The organism is Onishia niordana, assembly GCF_004798965.1.
GTDB lineage: Bacteria > Pseudomonadota > Gammaproteobacteria > Pseudomonadales > Halomonadaceae > Onishia > Onishia niordana.
In genome coordinates this window covers 207456-225551 of the sequence record NZ_SDSD01000006.1, presented here as the reverse complement: position 1 = coordinate 225551, position 18096 = coordinate 207456, and the positions used below count along the sequence as shown (strand labels likewise).

General features: G+C 61.7%; 18 protein-coding genes. 2 read left to right on the top strand and 16 right to left on the bottom strand.

Going from position 1 to position 18096, the window contains the following annotated elements:
* Positions 1 to 8: 8 nt before the first annotated feature.
* The 11 genes from ETC27_RS12905 to ETC27_RS12855 form a co-directional block, all read right to left on the bottom strand.
* Entirely contained in the window at positions 9 to 1004 is a 996-nt protein-coding gene (locus tag ETC27_RS12905) for a DNA polymerase III subunit delta' (protein ID WP_240724905.1), read from the bottom strand.
* Positions 1001 to 1669, bottom strand: a complete 669-nt coding sequence (tmk, locus tag ETC27_RS12900; protein WP_136255404.1) for a dTMP kinase — start codon at positions 1667 to 1669, stop codon at positions 1001 to 1003. The genes ETC27_RS12905 and tmk overlap by 4 nt, the downstream gene beginning before the upstream one ends.
* Before the next feature lie 13 nt (positions 1670 to 1682).
* Positions 1683 to 2690, bottom strand: coding sequence for an endolytic transglycosylase MltG (mltG, locus tag ETC27_RS12895; protein ID WP_136255403.1), 1008 nt, complete (start codon positions 2688 to 2690; stop codon positions 1683 to 1685).
* Positions 2691 to 2719: 29 nt separating this feature from the next.
* Positions 2720 to 3523 (bottom strand): aminodeoxychorismate lyase, encoded by an 804-nt coding sequence (gene pabC, locus ETC27_RS12890; RefSeq protein WP_136255402.1) that lies wholly within the window; start codon positions 3521 to 3523, stop codon positions 2720 to 2722.
* A 7-nt stretch (positions 3524 to 3530) separates the two neighbouring features.
* The gene (fabF, locus tag ETC27_RS12885; RefSeq protein WP_136255401.1) at positions 3531 to 4769 is read right to left on the bottom strand and encodes a beta-ketoacyl-ACP synthase II; all 1239 of its coding nucleotides are present in this window, start codon (positions 4767 to 4769) and stop codon (positions 3531 to 3533) included.
* Between the two features lie 230 nt (positions 4770 to 4999).
* Positions 5000 to 5233: an acyl carrier protein gene (gene acpP / locus ETC27_RS12880; RefSeq protein ID WP_136255400.1), complete on the bottom strand. Its 234-nt coding sequence runs from the start codon at positions 5231 to 5233 to the stop codon at positions 5000 to 5002.
* A 129-nt stretch (positions 5234 to 5362) separates the two neighbouring features.
* Positions 5363 to 6106, bottom strand: a complete 744-nt coding sequence (gene fabG / locus ETC27_RS12875; protein ID WP_136255399.1) for a 3-oxoacyl-ACP reductase FabG — start codon at positions 6104 to 6106, stop codon at positions 5363 to 5365.
* Positions 6107 to 6151: 45 nt separating this feature from the next.
* Entirely contained in the window at positions 6152 to 7105 is a 954-nt protein-coding gene (gene fabD, locus ETC27_RS12870; RefSeq protein WP_136255398.1) for an ACP S-malonyltransferase, read from the bottom strand.
* Positions 7106 to 7125: 20 nt separating this feature from the next.
* Entirely contained in the window at positions 7126 to 8208 is a 1083-nt protein-coding gene (gene plsX, locus ETC27_RS12865; protein ID WP_136255397.1) for a phosphate acyltransferase PlsX, read from the bottom strand.
* Positions 8209 to 8244: 36 nt separating this feature from the next.
* Complete coding sequence (gene rpmF / locus ETC27_RS12860; RefSeq protein WP_112053312.1) at positions 8245 to 8415, bottom strand: 50S ribosomal protein L32; 171 nt, start codon at positions 8413 to 8415, stop codon at positions 8245 to 8247.
* Positions 8416 to 8447: 32 nt separating this feature from the next.
* Positions 8448 to 8975: a YceD family protein gene (locus ETC27_RS12855; RefSeq protein WP_136255396.1), complete on the bottom strand. Its 528-nt coding sequence runs from the start codon at positions 8973 to 8975 to the stop codon at positions 8448 to 8450.
* A 128-nt stretch (positions 8976 to 9103) separates the two neighbouring features.
* On the opposite strand from ETC27_RS12855, the gene ETC27_RS12850 reads away from it, so the two are divergent.
* The gene (locus tag ETC27_RS12850) at positions 9104 to 9712 is read left to right on the top strand and encodes a Maf family protein (RefSeq protein WP_136255395.1); all 609 of its coding nucleotides are present in this window, start codon (positions 9104 to 9106) and stop codon (positions 9710 to 9712) included.
* Here the strand turns inward: ETC27_RS12850 and sppA are convergent.
* The 3 genes from sppA to ETC27_RS12835 form a co-directional block, all read right to left on the bottom strand.
* A complete protein-coding gene (gene sppA, locus ETC27_RS12845; protein ID WP_136255394.1) occupies positions 9706 to 10788 on the bottom strand; it encodes a signal peptide peptidase SppA in 1083 nt (360 codons plus the stop codon). The two genes, ETC27_RS12850 and sppA, sit on opposite strands and share 7 nt — an antisense overlap.
* Positions 10789 to 10951: 163 nt before the next feature.
* The gene (locus ETC27_RS12840) at positions 10952 to 11602 is read right to left on the bottom strand and encodes an HAD family hydrolase (protein ID WP_136255393.1); all 651 of its coding nucleotides are present in this window, start codon (positions 11600 to 11602) and stop codon (positions 10952 to 10954) included.
* 53 nt (positions 11603 to 11655) lie between these two features.
* Positions 11656 to 12603: an RluA family pseudouridine synthase gene (locus ETC27_RS12835; protein ID WP_136255392.1), complete on the bottom strand. Its 948-nt coding sequence runs from the start codon at positions 12601 to 12603 to the stop codon at positions 11656 to 11658.
* 597 nt (positions 12604 to 13200) lie between these two features.
* Here ETC27_RS12835 and rne point away from each other — a divergent pair.
* Positions 13201 to 16497 carry a ribonuclease E gene (rne, locus tag ETC27_RS12830; RefSeq protein ID WP_168709064.1) on the top strand — a complete coding sequence of 1099 codons (3297 nt, stop codon included), beginning with the start codon at positions 13201 to 13203 and terminating at the stop codon, positions 16495 to 16497.
* A gap of 103 nt (positions 16498 to 16600) precedes the next feature.
* On the opposite strand, the gene murB is transcribed toward rne, so the two are convergent.
* On the bottom strand, positions 16601 to 17623 hold the full coding sequence (gene murB, locus ETC27_RS12825; RefSeq protein WP_136255391.1) for a UDP-N-acetylmuramate dehydrogenase: 1023 nt from the start codon (positions 17621 to 17623) through the stop codon (positions 16601 to 16603).
* A complete protein-coding gene (locus ETC27_RS12820) occupies positions 17620 to 18096 on the bottom strand; it encodes a low molecular weight protein-tyrosine-phosphatase (RefSeq protein ID WP_136255390.1) in 477 nt (158 codons plus the stop codon). The genes murB and ETC27_RS12820 overlap by 4 nt, the downstream gene beginning before the upstream one ends.

The following is an 18096-nucleotide window of genomic DNA, read 5'->3' as shown; positions in this document are numbered from 1 at the left end:
CGTCGGCACTATGAGCGCAGCAACGCCGACCAGCGCACGAGCCAGGCTTCCAGCACCAGCTGTGGATTAGGATTCCCCCCGGCCGCCAGCAATCGGCGCTGCTCGCGGGCGAAGTCGAGTAGGCGAAACCAATCGCGTACCCGGGCATTCTTGACCGCCTGGCGGTACAGCGGCAAAAGATCCGGATTGCGAAGCGCCCGATCATCGCCGGAAAGGCCTAGGCGAATCAGGTCTTCCAGCCAGCCGATACCGTACCACAGGATGGCTTCCACCGACTGGCCGGCCAGTCGCGAGGCCTCGGCCACCGGCTCGGCCCCTCGCACCAGGGCATCGAACAACTCGTGAAGGGTCTGACGCAATTGACGCGCCTCGCCGGTCGCCAGGTCGCGGGCCAGCAGCGGCAGCCCGCCCGCCACCTGCAGCCAGAAGGCGGCATCCTGGTGATCTCCCAGCGCGTCGACGAGCCAGGGCTGGCACGCCTGCGGTTCGGGCGTGGCCAACCGCCACTGCTGGCAGCGCGAGCGTACGGTGGGCATCAGCCGCGAGGGAATCTCCGCCAACAGCACGAACAGGGTGCGTTCGCCAGGCTCCTCGAGGCTCTTGAGCAGCGCGTTGGCCGCCGCCACGTTCATCGCCTCGGCGGGTTCGATCACGATCACTCGATGGCCACCCTGCTGGGCCGTCTGGTTGACGAACGCATTGACCTCGCGGATGGGATCGATGCGAATCTGGCGCCCTTTCTCAGCCGGTCCCACCCGCTTCAGGTCCGGATGATAACCTGACGCCAGCATGGCACAGCTGTGGCAGTGCCCGCAGGCAATGTCCCCGGGTTGGTCGCATAGGGTGCGGGCGATAAGCGCCTCGGCCAGCGCCTGGGGGCCGACACCCTTCGGGCCGGATAGCAGCAACGCATGGGGTAGCCTCCCCCCCGCTTGCAGGGCGACCAGCTGCTGCCAGAGCCCTTGCTGCCAGGGCAGTGGCGCCGGCATGGCTTCGGCGCTCATGCGTCCTCCCCGGCCGGCGCCTGACCCAACTGGCGCTCGAGTGCCGACATGATCGATGCCTGCACGTCCTCAAGCGACTGGCCGGCATCGATCACGGCAACCCGCTCGGGTGCGCCTTCTGCTCGAGCGAGATAGGCCTCTCGAACGCGGGTAAAGAAATCGAAGCGCTCGCGCTCGAAACGATCACGCTGTCCGCCCTGACCGTCAATGCGTGAGGCCAGCCGGCGCTGGGCGGCATCGGCGGGCATATCGAGCAGAAGCGTCAGGTCAGGCGTCAAGTCGCCTTGTACCAGTTGCTCCAGAGTGGCAATACGTGATGCGTCGAGACCGCGGCCACCGCCCTGGTAAGCGAAGGTCGCGTCGGTAAAGCGATCACAGACCACCCAGGCCCCGCGCGCGAGCGCCGGACGGATGCAGCGCGCCAGATGCTGGGCGCGGGCAGCAAACACCAGCAGCAATTCGGCATCATCGTCCAAGGGTTCGTCGATGTCAGGATCAAGCAACAGGTTGCGGATGGCCTCAGCCCTTGGTGTCCCCCCCGGCTCGCGGGTCCGCACCACCTCGATGCCGCGCTCGCCAAGGAAGCGACACACCAAGTCGACGTTGGTGGTCTTGCCTACGCCTTCGCCGCCTTCCAGCGTGATAAAGCGTCCGCGGATATTCATAGCGCTCCTGGCGTCAGCGGTTAAGAATGAAGCGCCGCACGGCGGCATTATGCTCGCGTAAGGTACGCGAGAAATGATGGGTACCATCGCCACGCGCCACGAAATACAGCGTATCGCCAGGCTTGGGGTCTACCGCCGCTTCGAGGGCCGCTCGTCCCGGCATGGCGATCGGGGTTGGCGGCAATCCATCAATCACATAAGTGTTATAGGGCGTTGCCTCACGCAGATCCGCCCGAGTGATATTGCCGTCATAGTCCTCACCCATGCCATAGATCACGGTAGGGTCGGTTTGCAGGCGCATACCGCGCTCCATTCGACGTGCAAAGACCCCGGCGATGGCACGGCGCTCCTCGCTGGCACCGGTCTCCCTTTCGATCAACGACGCCATGATCAACGCCTCATAGGGATTATCGATAGGCAGTTCCCGGTCAGGATCACGCCCTTCCCAGACTTCCTCGAGGATCGTTTCCATGCGCTCATGGGCTCGGCGCAGAATGTCGAGATCACTGACGCCCTTGTGGTAGCGATAGGTATCGGGGAAAAACCAGCCTTCGGGATGCTCGCCCTCGCGCCCCAGGGCGGCCATGATCTCGGCATCACTCATGCCTTCGCTCTCGTGCGCCAGCTTGTCGGCTTCATCAAGACGTGCCCGCATCTCGGCGAAGGTCCAACCTTCGGGAATGGTCAGCGGGTAGGTCACCACCTGATCGCTTCCCAGACGCGCCAGGGCCTCGCGACCGGTCATGCCGGGTTCGAGCCGATACTCACCAACCCTGAGACTCGGCACCGACGCTGGGTCGAGGCGTGTCAGCAGGCGAAAGGCCCAAGGGTCATCAAGAATGCCGCGACGGGAAAGGTCCAGCACCACCTGGTGGTACCCGGCGCCTGCCGGCACTTCATAGAGAGTCGGCTCATCGACGTTGATCGGTGCGGCCAACCGGCTTTCCCAGTAACGATAACCGCCGATCGCCAGCGCAACCGTGACGGCCGCCAGGGCCAGCAGAATTTTACCCACTCGCATGGTGTCTCCTCAGGGAACTGCTACCGGCATCAAGGCAGCAGCGGATAACCCAGCAGGCGCTGGGCGTCGTTCTGCAATCGACGATGCCTCTCGCCAATCGTCCAGGTGATAAGCGCACGGCCATCGCTGTCATCAAGCCGGGTCACTGGCCATAACCCTTGCAGGGAATTGCCGAGCCATAGGGCCTCGGCCTCTTGGAGTCGCGATGGACCGACCTCGACCTCGCTGACCGAATGCTCGGCCAGCAGCGCCTGGCGCAGGGTACCTGCCACCCCGCAGCGATCAAGCTTTGGCGTTTCCAGGCGGCCATTACGCTGCCAGAAGAGATTCATGCAGGTGGCCTCGATGAGGTGGTCATCGCTGTCGCAGAGCAGGCCCTCGGCGACAGCGGCATCAGACCACTCCTTGCGAGCCAGCACATTCTCCAGGCGGTTGAGGTGCTTGAGCCCGGCAAGTAGCGGCTGAATCCCCAGCCGCAAGGCACAGAAACGCACCCTCACCCCTTCATGCCAGCGTGTCTCGGCGGGGGCGAACGGCAGATGCTGTACCAGCAGACGCGGCGCCGGATCAGTCGGGGCCAGGTAGCCCCGCCCGCCACTGCCGCGGGTCACGATCAGCTTGAGCACACTGAGCCCAGCCGGCGCTTTGCCCGGCAAGGCATCAAGTTCGTCACGGCAAGGCGGAGGAAAGCCCAGCTGGGAGCAGCCTCGCGCCAATCGTGCCAGGTGCTCTTCCCAGAGCACAGGGCAGCCATCGCGAACCAGCACGGTCTCGAAGACGCCATCGCCGTAGGCCAGACCACGATCATCCAGCGGCAGCGCTGCCTCACTCATCGTCCGTTCAGACCCGGGTAAAGATCAGCGAGCCGTTGGTGCCGCCGAAGCCAAAGGAATTCGACAGGGTGGTGTCGATCTTCATCTCGCGAGCGGTGTGCGGTACATAGTCGAGATCACAGCCTGCCTGGGGGGTATCCAGGTTGATCGTGGGCGGCGCCACCTGATCGCGTATCGCGAGCACACAGAACACCGCTTCGACGGCACCGGCAGCACCCAGCAGATGGCCGATCATCGACTTGGTGGAACTTACGGCCACGGACTTGGCGCCCTCGCCCATCACCTTTTCAACGGCGCGACTCTCGGCCAGGTCACCCGCCGGCGTGGAGGTACCGTGCGCATTGATGTAATCGATCTTGGCGGGATCGATGCCGGCATCGTTAACGGCGTTACGCATCGACATGGCCGCACCGCTGCCATCTTCCGGCGGCGCCGTCATGTGGTAAGCATCATCACTCATGCCAAAACCGGAAAGCTCTGCATAGATGGTCGCACCGCGGGCCTTGGCGTGTTCGTACTCCTCAAGCACCATCACACCGGCGCCATCGGACAGCACGAAGCCGTCGCGATCCTGATCCCAGGGACGGCTGGCCGACTCTGGATCATCGTTGCGTGTCGACAGCGCGCGCGCAGCCGAGAAACCACCAAGCCCCAGCGGCGTGGTCGCCATTTCTGCTCCACCACAGACCATGACATCGGCATCGCCATAGGCAATAGTGCGCGCGCTATAGCCGATGTTATGGGTGCCGGTGGTGCAGGCCGTGGTGATGGCGATATTGGGGCCACGGAAACCATGCTGAATCGCCAAGTTGCCAGAGATCATGTTAATGATCGAACCGGGCACAAAGAATGGTGAAATGCGCCGGGCACCGCCCTTTTGGAGGGCGTTGTGGTTATGCTCGATCATCGGCAATCCGCCGATACCGGAGCCAATCGCCACACCGATCCGGTGCGCATTGGATTCACTGCACTCAAGCCCGGCATCGCTGATGGCCTGCCCACCGGCAGCAATGCCGTACTGGATGAACAGGTCCATCTTGCGCGCATCCTTGGGGTTCAGATAAGGACTGATATCAAAGTCCTTGATCGATCCACCGAAGCGCGTGTTGAACCCACTGGTATCAAAATGATCAATGGCGGAAATACCGCTTTTGCCGGCGACAATGTTCGCCCAGCTTTCATCGACCGTGTTCCCTACTGGCGTTACCAGACCAAGCCCAGTCACTACGACCCTTCTACGAGGCATCAGCTTCCCTCCAGACTATTCAGGTAGCATGCCGCAGCATACCGACGTTACGGGAATTATACCTGAACTCCCCGGGGGTGTGTCTCCACCCGAGACTCCCGAACCTGGTCGGCATGACAGCCCATGCGACCAAAAAAAACGGGAGCCACCCATCGCTAGCCAGGGTGGCTCCCGCTTCAGGTCACTTACGTGGACCTGGCGACCATTGAGGCCGCGATCACAACGCTCGCTTACTGGTTAGCGTTGACGTAATCGATCGCTTCCTGAACGGTGGTGATCTTCTCGGCTTCTTCGTCGGGAATTTCGGTATCGAACTCCTCTTCAAGCGCCATCACCAACTCGACGGTATCAAGAGAATCGGCACCGAGATCTTCGGTAAAGGAAGAGGTGTTCTGGATGTCTTCTTCCTTGACGTTCAGGCGCTCGGCCACAACCTTCTTCACGCGCTCTTCGATGGTGCTCATTAGTTACTCACTCCAGTCGTTCAAGATAGCCGTTAACTTACAGCCGGATAATATCCGCAAGCCCAAAAAAGCTGCGGGGTAGTGTATAGACCGCTAGGGGCCTTCGCAACATGAGTGTCGGCCAAGCCGTCAGCGCATGTTCATGCCGCCGTTGACCTGCAGTGTCTCGCCGGTGATATAGCCAGCAGCATCACTCGTCAAAAAGCCCACGGCCGCGGCAATCTCTTCGGGCTGACCGAGTCGGGTCAACGGAATCTGTGCAAGCAATGCATCTTTCTGCGCCTGCGGCAGCGACTCCGTCATGTCGGTCGCAATGAAACCAGGAGCTACATTGTTGACGGTGATGTTACGCGACGCAACTTCACGCGCCAACGCACGGGAAAAGCCCTCCATCCCGGCCTTTGCCGCAGCATAGTTGCTCTGCCCCAAATTGCCCATCGTCGCGACAACGGAGCTGATGCTGACCACACGACCGAAGCGCGCCTTGGTCATGCCCCGTATGCATGATTTGGTAACGCGATAAAGCGACTTGAGGTTGGTGTCAATGACATCATCCCACTCGTCTTCTTTCATGCGCATCAATAGGTTGTCACGGGTAATCCCGGCATTGTTGACCAGAATGGTCGGGGCGCCGAACTCCTCGCCTACCGATTTGAGCAACATATCAATGCTGCCCTGATCGGTAACATCAAGCTTGCGACCGCCCCCCGTAATGCCCTGCTCCTTGAGATAGGCATCAATGGCTTCAGCACCCTTATCACTGGTGGCCGTACCAATGACGATACGTCCCTGCCTACCAAGTTCCAGGGCGATAGCGCGGCCGATACCACGGCTGGCACCCGTTACCAGGGCTACTCTAGATTCGCTCATAATCCAATCCGCATTATTACTGTCTTCTTGTGGGGACGCACCACCACCTTATTCGGTAGCGGCGCTGCGCGCCAGTTCGAGTGCGCTTTCAAGACTGTCCGGATCGTTGACGGCCAGGCCCTTGACGGAACGATTGATACGCTTGCCAAGACCGGTCAACACCTTGCCGGGGCCACACTCGATAAACACTTCAGCTCCCTGCCCGGCCATGGCCTCAATGCAGGAGGTCCAGCGTACCGGCTGATAAAGCTGCTCAACCAGCCGGGTGCGCAGAGTATCAACATCGGCATGCGCCTGAGCGTCAACGTTCTGCACCACGGTATAGCGTGGCGGGCGCATGTCGATGTCTTGCATGGCACTCGCCAGACGGTCGGCGGCTGGGCGCATAAGATCGCAGTGCGAGGGAACCGACACTGGCAGCGGCAGTGCACGTTTAGCACCCACCTGCTGACAGAGGGCAATAGCACGATCCACTGCCGCCTTGCCACCAGCAATCACGACCTGTCCCGGCGCATTGTAATTTACCGCGGCGACCACCTCACCTTGGGCTGCCTCACGACAGGCCTGCTCAACAGCCGTGTCATCCAGCCCAAGAATAGCCGCCATGCCACCCGTGCCCGCCGGCACCGCTTCCTGCATCGCTTCACCACGAAGCTTGACCAGTCGCACGCCTTCAGCAAAGGGCAATACACCAGCACATACCATGGCACTGTATTCGCCAAGACTATGCCCAGCCATGCTGCCAGGGCGCGGGCCTTCAAGTTCCTGCCAGACGCGCCAGATGGCAACACTGGCCGTCAGCAACGCAGGCTGTGTGCAAGCAGTAGCATCCAGGTGCTCGGCAGGCCCTTCCTGGACAACATGCCAAAGATCATAGCCCAGAGCGTCGGAGGCCTCTTCGAAGGTGGTTCGCACCACACTGTATCGTTCGGCCAGCTCCCGCATCATACCTACCTGCTGGGAGCCCTGCCCTGGGAACACGAGAGCCAGGGATTGCGTCATGACTTTCACCTTTACGTCTTCTATTCGTTGGTCCGACAGCGGGCGTCCATCCCGCTATCGCCTCGGCCGCACGCGACCGACGCGATAACAGGACGTCTTTCACCAAGCTCATAAGCCAGCTGCGACGGCAAGTCTTCGCTGACCTCCTTGATGGCTCGTGAAATGGCATGGGCAAAGCCGGTAGCGTCGGCACCACCATGACTCTTGACGACGATGCCATTCAGCCCCAACAGACTGGCGCCATTGTACCGAACCGGATTCAACTCGCCGCGCAGACGCTTAAGCGCTGGGCGTGCCAGAAGCCCCACAAGGCGACTACTCCAGTGCGCCTCAAAGGTCTGCTGAACCCGCTGAATCAACATCTTCGCCAGCCCTTCGCTCGCCTTGAGCACGGCATTGCCAACGAAACCGTCGCACACTACCACATCTACAAGGCCAGAGTAGATACCATCGCCTTCGATAAACCCACGATAATCCAGATGCGGAAAATCACGTAATCGTGCATCCGCCTCGCGCACACTGGCAGTGCCCTTGGTACCCTCGATTCCCACATTGAGCAGTGCGATCCGGGGCTTTTCCAGGCCATCGATACATCTCGCCATGACTTCGCCCATCAGCGCGAAATCGACCAGCCGCTCAGCATCGGCCTCGACGTTCGCGCCAAGATCCAGCAGATAGCAACGCCCCTTGCCGCGTGTCGGCACGGCGGTACTGATCGCCGGACGCGGAATACCCGCAACGGTACCCAAGGCGCGACGCGACAACGCCATCAAGGCACCCGTATTGCCTGCGGATACAGCTGCATGGGCATCACCGGAGGCCACAGAGTCGAGCATCCTGGAAAGGCTCGAATCCTTGGATCCGCGCAGGGCGCTCGAGGGCTTGGCATCCTCGGCGATAACATCTGGGCAGTGATGCAGGGTCAAACGGGAAAGTATAGACGCATCATTTCGCGACAGGTGCGCGAGTGCGTCATCAAGGGCAGGCTGCTGGCCAAATAGGCACAGAGACAAATGGGGATGGGCTTGCAGGGCCCGGACGGAGGCCGACACGGTGGCACGGGGACCGAAGTCCCCGCCCATCGCGTCGATGGCGATTCTCACGTCAATAAGCTGAGCGCCGCCAGCCGAAGCACTGATTTACGCTTCGACGACCTGGCGACCACGATAGAAACCGTCGGCTGCCACATGGTGACGACGATGAGTGGTGCCGGTTTCCTTGTCCTGGGACAGGGTCGGTGCGGTCAGTGAGTCGTGGGCACGACGCATGCCACGCTTAGAACGGGTCTTACGGCTCTTTTGAACTGCCATGGGATTTCACTCCAGAGTGCATCGATGATCTATCAGGGTTTGCCTTTCAAGGTGCGCAGCACATCAAAAGGGCTATCAGCAGGCGTTGCCGAGGCCTCGGACGCGTCGCCGCTGCTCAGCTGGTCTGACGAGACGCGACACTGCGACTCGTCGTGGTAAATCACCTGCGGCAGACTGAGGATCAGTTCATCCTCGATCACCGACAGGAGATTCAGCTGTTCTTCTTCTACCACTACCGGCTCATGGGTGCTCGGCAGCTCGGCGGCAAGCGCATCGCTGCTGACCACACCCAGCAGGAACTCGCTACTGACGTGAGTCGGTATTGGCTCCATGCAGCGCCGGCAGGGCAGCTGAACATCGGCTTCTAACCGACCCTCAATCACTCGACGCCCTTGAGTGTCGACGGCGAAGTCAAGCCAGACTTGACAATCGCCCTGCTGGGGCCCGGCATCTTCAGCTAGGCGCGCAAACTTGTCGAGGGCCAGAAGGCCTTCGAGATGTTCGGCGTTGGCGGCGAGCTTATGGGGCTCAACCTTCAAGGGAAGTCGTGTGGTCAACATAGGCGCGCAATGATAGGCACTCCCCTGCCGGGTGTCAAAGCATCATGGCAAGGCTGTACCTCTATCGCTTCGCGGGGCAGACTTACCCGCCTGAGACCACCCGCTTTCACCACCCCTCAGGAGACTCCATGACCCGCTTGGTTCTCGCGTCGAGCTCCCCCTGGCGCCGCCAACTACTCGAGCGCCTGGGCTTACCCTTCACCTGGGCGAAGCCTGAGATCGACGAGACGCCCCGCCCCGGCGAATCCCCCGAGGCCCTGGTCCATCGACTGGCGCTCGGCAAGGCCAGCCGCCTGGCCGAGACCTTTTCGCATCACCTGATCATCGGCTCTGATCAGGTCGCGGTGTTCGACGGAGAGATTCTCGGCAAGCCTGGCAGCGAAGACGCGGCCCGCGCCCAGCTGGCCCGCTTTTCGGGCCAGCGCGTGCGCTTCATGACCGGCCTGGCGCTGCTCGACACCGCCGGCGGGCGTCACTGGCTGGCCCACGAGACCTTCGATGTGCTGTTTCGTCGCCTCGGAGAGGACGAGATCGCTCGCTACATCGCCCGCGAGCAGCCGCTCGACAGCGCCGGCAGCTTTCGCATGGAAGGCCTGGGCATCGCGCTCTTCGAGCGCCTCGAAGGCGACGACCCCAACAGCCTCATCGGGCTGCCGCTGATTCGGCTGTGCGCCATGCTCAGAGAGGCCGGGCTCGACCCGCTGGGCCTCGAGGCGACCGACGCTGGCTCTCAGTAGGCCTGATAACGCACCGGCGACTGGGCCTGAGGCAACCCCATCCATTCGGCTGCCACCTGCCCGAACCGCCTCGTAAGACGATCGAAGGGATCAAGTCCTGGGGTGTAGTCCTTGATCCGCGGTGTCTCCAGCCGCTTGCGAGCGACGCCTTCGAGCGTGTCCAGGCGATCCACAAGCCCCAGATCGAGGGCTTGCTGCCCCGTCCATACCAGCCCCGAGAACAACTCAGGGTCATCGGCCAGGCGATCACCGCGACCCGCTTTGACGTCTTCGATGAACTGGCGATGCGTGGTATCGAGCACTCCCTGCCAGAACGTGCGCTGCTCGGGTGAAATATCCTTGAAGGGATCCAGAAAAGCCTTGTTGTCGCCGGCCGTGAAGACCCGCCGCTCCACCCCTAATCGGCTGATAGCCTCTTCCAGACCAAAGCCCGAGAAGATGACCCCGATCGACCCCACCAGGCTCGCCGGCGCAGCAACGACCTCGTCGGCAGCAGCGGCGATATAATAGGCGCCGCTGGCACCGATGTCCTCAACGACCGCAATGATAGGCTTATCCCCCTGCCCTCTTAGTCGCCTGATCTCGTCATAGATACGTTGCGACTGAACAGGACTGCCCCCCGGGCTATTGATATGCAACACCACGGATTGCGCACTCGGGGCCTCCCAGGCTCGCCTCAGGCCCTCGATGATGCGCTCGGCATTGGCCCGTGACTGACTATCGATGACGCCTTCGACCTCGACGACCCCCAGGTGCTGCCCGGCCATCACCGCAGGCTGCGCCGACCGGTAGAGGCTGTAAAAGGTCGTTGCAAGCATCGTGAGGATCAGGGCCGCGAACAGAAAACGAAAGAACAGCTTCCAGCGACGCGAACGGCGTTGCTCCGAGAGCACGCCACCGATCCAGCGGTCCATCATCTCGAGTTGGGCCAGACGCTGACGCTCTCGCAGCGTCTCAGCATCTTCGCCGTCTTCGGCCCCATGACTCTCGGCGGCCGTCTGTTCAACACGCCTCGCCTCTTCCGGGCTCAACTCCGGCCCCTGGGTCCAGCGATCCTGCGGTTTATCGTCACTCATGGGCATCCTGCTCGAGATCAAAAAGAGGGTATTTCACCATAAGGGCATCATGGACCTGGCGTCACCGAAAAGCCGAATGAACAGCGACAGCGACTTTTATCCTAACCACAAGGAGGCCACCTGAGACAGCCACCATTGCCAGCGAACCGCTGAGTCAGTTTTTTCAGTGGGTTAGCCAGTCGATCAGCCCGGAGAAACTGTCGGTAGTAAACGTGGGCTGACTGGCAGCCAGCCGCTCGGGGGCATGCACACCGTAGGTCATGGCCACACGATCCATCGACAGCCCCCTGGCCATCTCCAGGTCGTATTCGGTGTCGCCCACCATGACGGCTTCTTCCACCGGAACCCCGCATTCTGCAAGAAGCTCCTCCAGCATGCGTGGATGCGGCTTGGAGTGTGTCTCATCGGCAGTGCGACTGGCATGAAACCAGGCGCCACTGCCGCTTTCGGCAAAGACCCGATCGAGCCCGCGACGACTCTTGCCGGTAGCGACCGCCAGTCTCGTCTCTGGGTACTCACGAAGCCTTGCCACCCCAGCTTCGACGCCAGGAAAAAATGACAACGGCTCGGCCTCGGCGGCCACAAAATGGTGGGCATAGCATTCACGCAACCGCTCTGCCTGTTCAGCTGTAATACCCGGGCACATCCGAGCAATGGCTTCCGGCAGACCGAGACCGATAATGTCGCTGACCGCCTCACCGGGCAACTCGCCCCAACCTGAATCCCTGGCTGCCGCCTGCATGCAGGCGACGATTCGCGCCTCGGAATCCATCAGGGTGCCATCCCAGTCAAAGATCACCAGTCGATAACGCATAACCTACCCTTGTCGCTTACCGGTTTGCCCACATAAAGATGCGGACCTCTGTTTCAGGATTGCTGGCGCGCCCGCTCCAACACGGCATTGAGCTCTTCGCCCAACGGCGCCTTGACGTGCACAGGCCGCCCACTGTCAGGCTCCGGAAAGGTCAGTGCCGCGGCATGCAGGAAAAGGCGACCCAACCCCAACCGGCCAGCCAATGCCTCTCCACTCCGAGTACCGTACTTGTCATCACCCAGCAGCGGATGACCAGCATGGGCGGCGTGGACGCGAATCTGGTGAGTACGTCCGGTAACCGGCTCAGCTTCGATCAAGGTGGCGTTGGCAAAGGTCTCCCGCACGCCAAAGCGCGTGCGAGAGACTTTCCCGGCCGGGTCGACCCGCACTCGACGCTCACCGTTACCGGCCTCGAAGCGATCCAGACGAGCGCTAACGTAGTCACGCCGAGCCGGCCAGCGACCCGCCACCAACGCCAGATACTGTTTATCCATCTTGCGCCCCTTGAGGGACTCATTGAGGGATAACAGGGCGGGGCGAGATTTGGCCAGCAGCAGACAACCCGAGGTATCGCGATCCAGGCGATGCACCAGCTCAAGGAAATCCAGGTCCTCGCGCACCTGACGCAATGCCTCGATCAGACCGATCTTGACGCCACTGCCGCCGTGAACGGCGAGTCCTGAAGGCTTGTTGATCACCAGCCACCCCGGCCCCTCGACCAGCACACTGCCGGCCAGCAAGTTGCGCAGGTTGTCACTCACCTCACGCACCGCCACTTCCGGTGCCAGTCGCAGCGGTGGGACCCGAACCAGGTCATTGAGTTCAAGCCGATAATCCACCTTGACCCGTTTCTTGTTAACCCTAACTTCGCCCTTGCGAACGATTTTATATATCAGCGCTTTAGGCGCTCCTTTCAGTCGGGTACGCAGGAAATTATCGATTCGCTGCCCTACCTGGCCCTCGGTGACCTCAATCCACTGTACTTCTCGCCCCTCGGCCATTCGTTACTCCGTCTCGACTGATCATGTCTTGCGCTCAAATAATCCGTCCATTCTACCGCACCCACGCCATTGCTGCGCCAATTGCTGCTTTTGGGCATTGCTGTTATATTTCCAACTCGTTCGAATGGGGCTAATAGCGTCTCATATTTGCGCCTGCACACTAGACAAGCAGGCCAGAGCGACAAGAATCTGGCCGCCACGACGACTGCTCGAATCAGGGTTGCGGCGCCACTGTAAGAAGAAAGCGAAACTTGAACGCCACGCCCGGACCCCGGGCCGTACCCCAAGACGGGACGACCCGCAGGCCACGGGAATACTCAATAGCGAGCCGGAGGCCGGCGTTGGCGAATCGATGTATGCCAGGTGTCTGGCGGTTGTCAGCGGGGCCGGCAGGGCGTGATGCCCGCCGAAACATGTCTCGCCACCGCCGCGTACTCAACATGATCACGCTCGAACAGCCATGGGACCTACCCACTGCCCGAGCCGGGCGCACACGCATCCGCGACATGCGCTGAGCACAAGCACGCAGCACCCAGAGGTTCGCCTTCGTCGACCGCTTAAGGGCGCCATCCGGTGCGCGACTGCAAGCGAGACAACATGAAACGGATGCTCATCAACGCGACCCAGCCAGAAGAGCTGCGGGTCGCACTGGTCGATGGACAACGCCTTTACGACCTGGACATCGAGTCCGGTGCCCGGGAACAGAAGAAAGCCAATATCTATCGCGGCAAGATCACCCGCGTAGAACCCTCCCTTGAAGCCGCTTTCGTCGACTTCGGCGCTGACCGCCACGGTTTCCTGCCCCTCAAGGAGATCTCCCGCGAGTACTTCAGCAAGGAGCCCAGTGGGCGCCCCAATATCAAGGAAGTGCTCAAGGAAGGCCAGGAAGTCATTGTTCAGGTCGATAAAGAAGAGCGCGGCAACAAGGGCGCCGCACTGACCACCTTTATCAGCCTGGCCGGCCGCTTTCTGGTCCTGATGCCCAACAACCCTCGCGCCGGCGGCATCTCTCGCCGCATCGAAGGCGAAGAGCGGGCACAGCTGAAGGAGGCCATGGGCCAGCTCACCCTGCCTGACAAGATGGGCGTGATCGTACGCACCGCGGGCATCGGCCGCTCTTCCGAAGAGCTGCAGTGGGATCTGGACTACCTGGCGCAGGTGTGGGAATCGATTACCGAGGAAGCGGGCAAGCGCCCCGCGCCCTTCCTGATCTATCGGGAATCCAACGTCATCATCCGCGCCATGCGCGACTACCTGCGCAACGATATCGGCGAGGTCTTGATCGACAGCCCCGAGGTGCATGAAGAAGCCCTGGCCTTCATCCGCCAGGTCATGCCCTCCTATCAGCAGAAGATCAAGCTTTACGCCGACGAAGTGCCGTTGTTCTCGCGTTTCCAGATCGAATCACAGATCGAAACGGCCTATCAGCGTGAAGTGAAACTGCCCTCGGGCGGTTCGATCGTCATCGACCATACCGAGGCACTGGTGTCGATCGACATCAACTCGGCGCGCGCCACCCGCGGTAGCGACATCGAGGAAACCGCGCTGCAGACCAACAGTGAGGCGGCCGACGAGATCGCTCGCCAGCTGCGCCTGCGTGATATCGGCGGCCTGGTGGTCATCGACTTCATCGACATGAGCCCGGCGCGCAACCAGCGTGAGGTCGAGAATCGCATGCGCGATGCCCTCAAGCTCGATCGCGCCCGCGTCCAGATCGGCCGCATCTCACGTTTCGGCCTGATGGAGATGTCACGCCAGCGTCTGCGCCCATCACTTGGCGAAACCAGCGGCGGGGTCTGCCCGCGCTGTGACGGGCAAGGCACCATCCGTGACGTGCGCTCGCTGTCACTTTCCGTCATGCGCCTGCTCGAAGAAGAGGCCATGAAGGAGCGCAGCGCCCAAATCCGCGCCATCCTACCGGTACCGGTCGCTACCTATCTGCTCAATGAAAAGCGTGCCGTACTCGCCGAAATCGAGCGCCGCCAGGGGGTACGTCTACTGGTACTGCCCAATCCGGAGATGGACACGCCTCACTACGACGTTCAGCGCCTTCGCGATGACCACGTCGACGATGACGACTCGATCAAATCCAGCTACGAGCTGCCCACCGATAGCGATGTCGGCAAGGAACAGGATGAAAGCATCGCCAAACCGGTGCAGCGCGCTGAGGCCGCGGTCAAGAGTGTCGTCCATACAGCACCCGCGCCTTCTTCACTGAAGGAAGAGCCTGCGGCTCCCGAAAACAAGGCGCCCACGTCGATAGCCAAGGCAGCAATCGTCGAAGAAAGCGGTGTCATCTCGCGCCTGTTCAAGGGCATCAGCAAGCTGCTCGGCAGCGGCGAAAGCACCTCCGCGTCGACGGGCGCGCAATCTGTTCCCCAAACCAGCGGCGATAAGCAGCAAACGGATAAGACTCAGGCCAGCGATCGCAGCGACGACCAGAACAGCGAATCACGCCAGGATCGCAACAACCGTGGCGGTCGAGGTGGACGCGGGGGCAATAATCGCCGCGGCCGTGACGACAACCGTAATCAGGGCAACAAGAAGCCTGACAACCGTGGCGACGGCAACAGTGATAACCGTGATACCAAGGCAGAGGGTCGCAGCGACGGCAACCGCCAGGGTGGCAATCGCGGCCGCGGGCGCCAGGATGACGATCGCCGTCAGCAGAAGCCTGCTGCCAAGGGTCAGGGTGAGAAGCCCCAGGGTGAGAAGCCCCAGGGCGATAAAACGCAAGGGGATAAAAAACCCAACCAGAGTGAGCGCAAGGACAAGCAGTCCGAGAAGAAGCCTCAGTCTGCCGATAAGTCTAACCAGGTCGACCAGCCTGCCAAGGAAACGGCCAAAAGCGATGGCAAGCCCAAGCGCACGCGCAACAATCCGCGTAACCGGACGCGCAAACAGGCACTAAATCCGCAGGCCGAAGCCGAGCAGAAGCGCCTGCAGGCGGAAGCTCAGCAAGGCGATGCCCCGCAGGCCGAAGCGCCCAAGCAGGAAGCGCCAAAAGCCGAGACGCTGAAGCAAGAGACGCCGAAGCAGGAAGCGCCGAAAGCCGAAGCGCCGAAAGCAGAAGCTCCGAAGCAAGAGGCGCCGAAGCAGGAAGCGCCGAAGCAGGAAGCGCCGAAGCAGGAAGCGCCGAAGCAAGAGGCTCCGAAGCAGGAAGCACCGAAGCAGGAAGCGCCGAAGCAAGAGGCTCCGAAGCAGGAAGCGCCGAAGCAAGAGGCTCCGAAGCAGGAAGCGCCGAAATCCGAAGCGCCGAAGCAAGAGGCTCCGAAGCAAGAGACGCCGAAGCAGGAAGCCCCGAAAGCAGAGGCGCCGAAGCAGGAAGCCCCGAAGGCAGAGGCCCCGAAGCAGGAGGCGCCGAAAGCCGAAGCCCCGAAGGCAGAGGCACCGAAGCAGGAAGCCCCGAAGGCAGAGGCCCCGAAGCAGGAAGCGCCGAAAGCCGAAGCACCGAAGCAGGAAGCGCCGAAAGCCGAGGCTCCGAAGCAGGAAGCGCCGAAAGCCGAGGCCCCGAAGCAGGAAGCGCCGAAAGCCGAGGCTCCGAAGCAAGAGGCTCCAAAGCAGGAAGCCCCGAAGCAGGAAGCGCCGAAGCAAGAGGCTCCAAAGCAGGAAGCCCCGAAGCAGGAAGCGCCGAAGCAAGAGGCCCCGAAGCAGGAAGCGCCGAAAGCCGAGGCTCCGAAGCAAGAGGCGCCGAAGCAGGAAGCCCCGAAGCAGGAAGCGCCGAAAGCCGAGGCTCCGAAGCAAGAGGCGCCGAAGCAGGAAGCCCCGAAGCAAGAGGCTTCTGAAGCCGATGCTCAGCAGCCCAAGGCGCGTCGCCGTCGCCGCGCTCATAACGACCCGCGCGAGATTCGTCGTCGTGAGCAGCAGGGCAAGACCGACGACGGCCAGTCCTGATCGGCAGGCCCGGGGAGACCCGGGCCATCACTGACAGGCATTAAAAAAAACGCCCGCGGACCAAGTCCGCGGGCGTTTTTTATGCAAGAAAGCTGGCTACTGTCTACTCGATGAACCCGACCAATCGCGGCTCACGTTCAAGTTCCACGCCAAAGCGCGTCTTGACCTTAGCGGCAATCTTATTGGCAAAGCCAATCAAGCCCTCGGCATCTCCCCCACCATGATGGACCAGCACCAGGGCCTGGCGGTCATGCACGCCGAAAGCGCCCTCGCGACACCCCTTGAGCCCACACTGATCGATCAGCCACCCGGCCGCCAGCTTGTAATGGCCACCGGGCTGAGAAAAGTGCGGCATGTCAGGATAGTGCTCGAGTAGCCGTTGCATCAGACCGGCCTCAACCACCGGGTTCTTGAAGAAACTGCCGGCATTGGCAAGCAGTGTGGGGTCGGGAAGCTTCTTGCGGCGCAAGGCACAGACTGCCTCGGCGACCTCAAGGGGCGTCGGTGTCGGCCCGACACGGCTTTCTAGGTCGCCATACCCCAGGCGTGGAGATGCTTGAGTGGTCAGACAAAGCTCCAGGCGGATAATCACCACCTGGCCATCCAGGGCTCTCTTGAAGATGCTATCACGGTAGCCAAAAGCGCAATCGCCGGCCTCGAGTACCTGTTCACGCCCATCGGCCAGATAGACCAGATGCACGCGCTCCAGAACATCCGCGAGTTCGGTGCCATAGGCGCCGATATTCTGGATCGGGGCTGCACCACACTGGCCGGGGATCAGCGCCAGATTCTCGATGCCCCATAGCCCCTGCCCGGCCAGGGTCATGACCAGCTCATGCCAGTTCATGCCGGCCTCAACGTGCACCCTCACCCGCTGGTCATCGAGCGTCTCGCAGCGGTAACCGGTGAATTCAGGGCGGATCACCAAGCCCGGCAACCAGTCACCCAGGATCAGGTTACTGCCCCCACCCAGAACCGTGATCGGCCAGCCAGCCTTTCGGGCATCAGCCAGTACCATGGCCAGCTCATCCGGAGTCGAAGGCGCCACGAAGCGCTCGGCCACACAGGGCAAGCCAAGCGTATTGGCCCCGCGGAGATCGTGATGCGCGTGCCAGACGAGACTCACGACGCAGCGTCCAGCCGCTTACGCAGATCCTCGACCAATCCATCGGCGGCAGCCTCAACCAGGTCAAGCACCTCAGCGAAGCCATCTTCCGCGCCATAATAAGGATCAGGCACGGCTTCTCCCTCTCGCCCGGCGAAATCGAGGAACAGCCCGACATGGGCATCACAGTTCCCGGGGCGCAGGGCCAACAGGTCGGCCAAGTTGCCGTGATCCATGGCCAGCAGATAATCGAAGCGCTCGAAATCGGCTCGGTCGAGTTGGCGTGCCCTGATAGCACTGAGGTCGATCCCGCGGCTCGCGGCGGCCGCAGCAGCGCGGCGATCCGGCGCCTTGCCCACATGCCAGTCGCCGGTACCGCAGGAATCGATGGTCACACGACCAGCCAACCCCGCCTCCACAAGCTTGTGGCGCAGCATGCCCTCGGCGGTCGGTGAACGACAAATATTGCCAAGACAGACGAACAGCACGCGCAT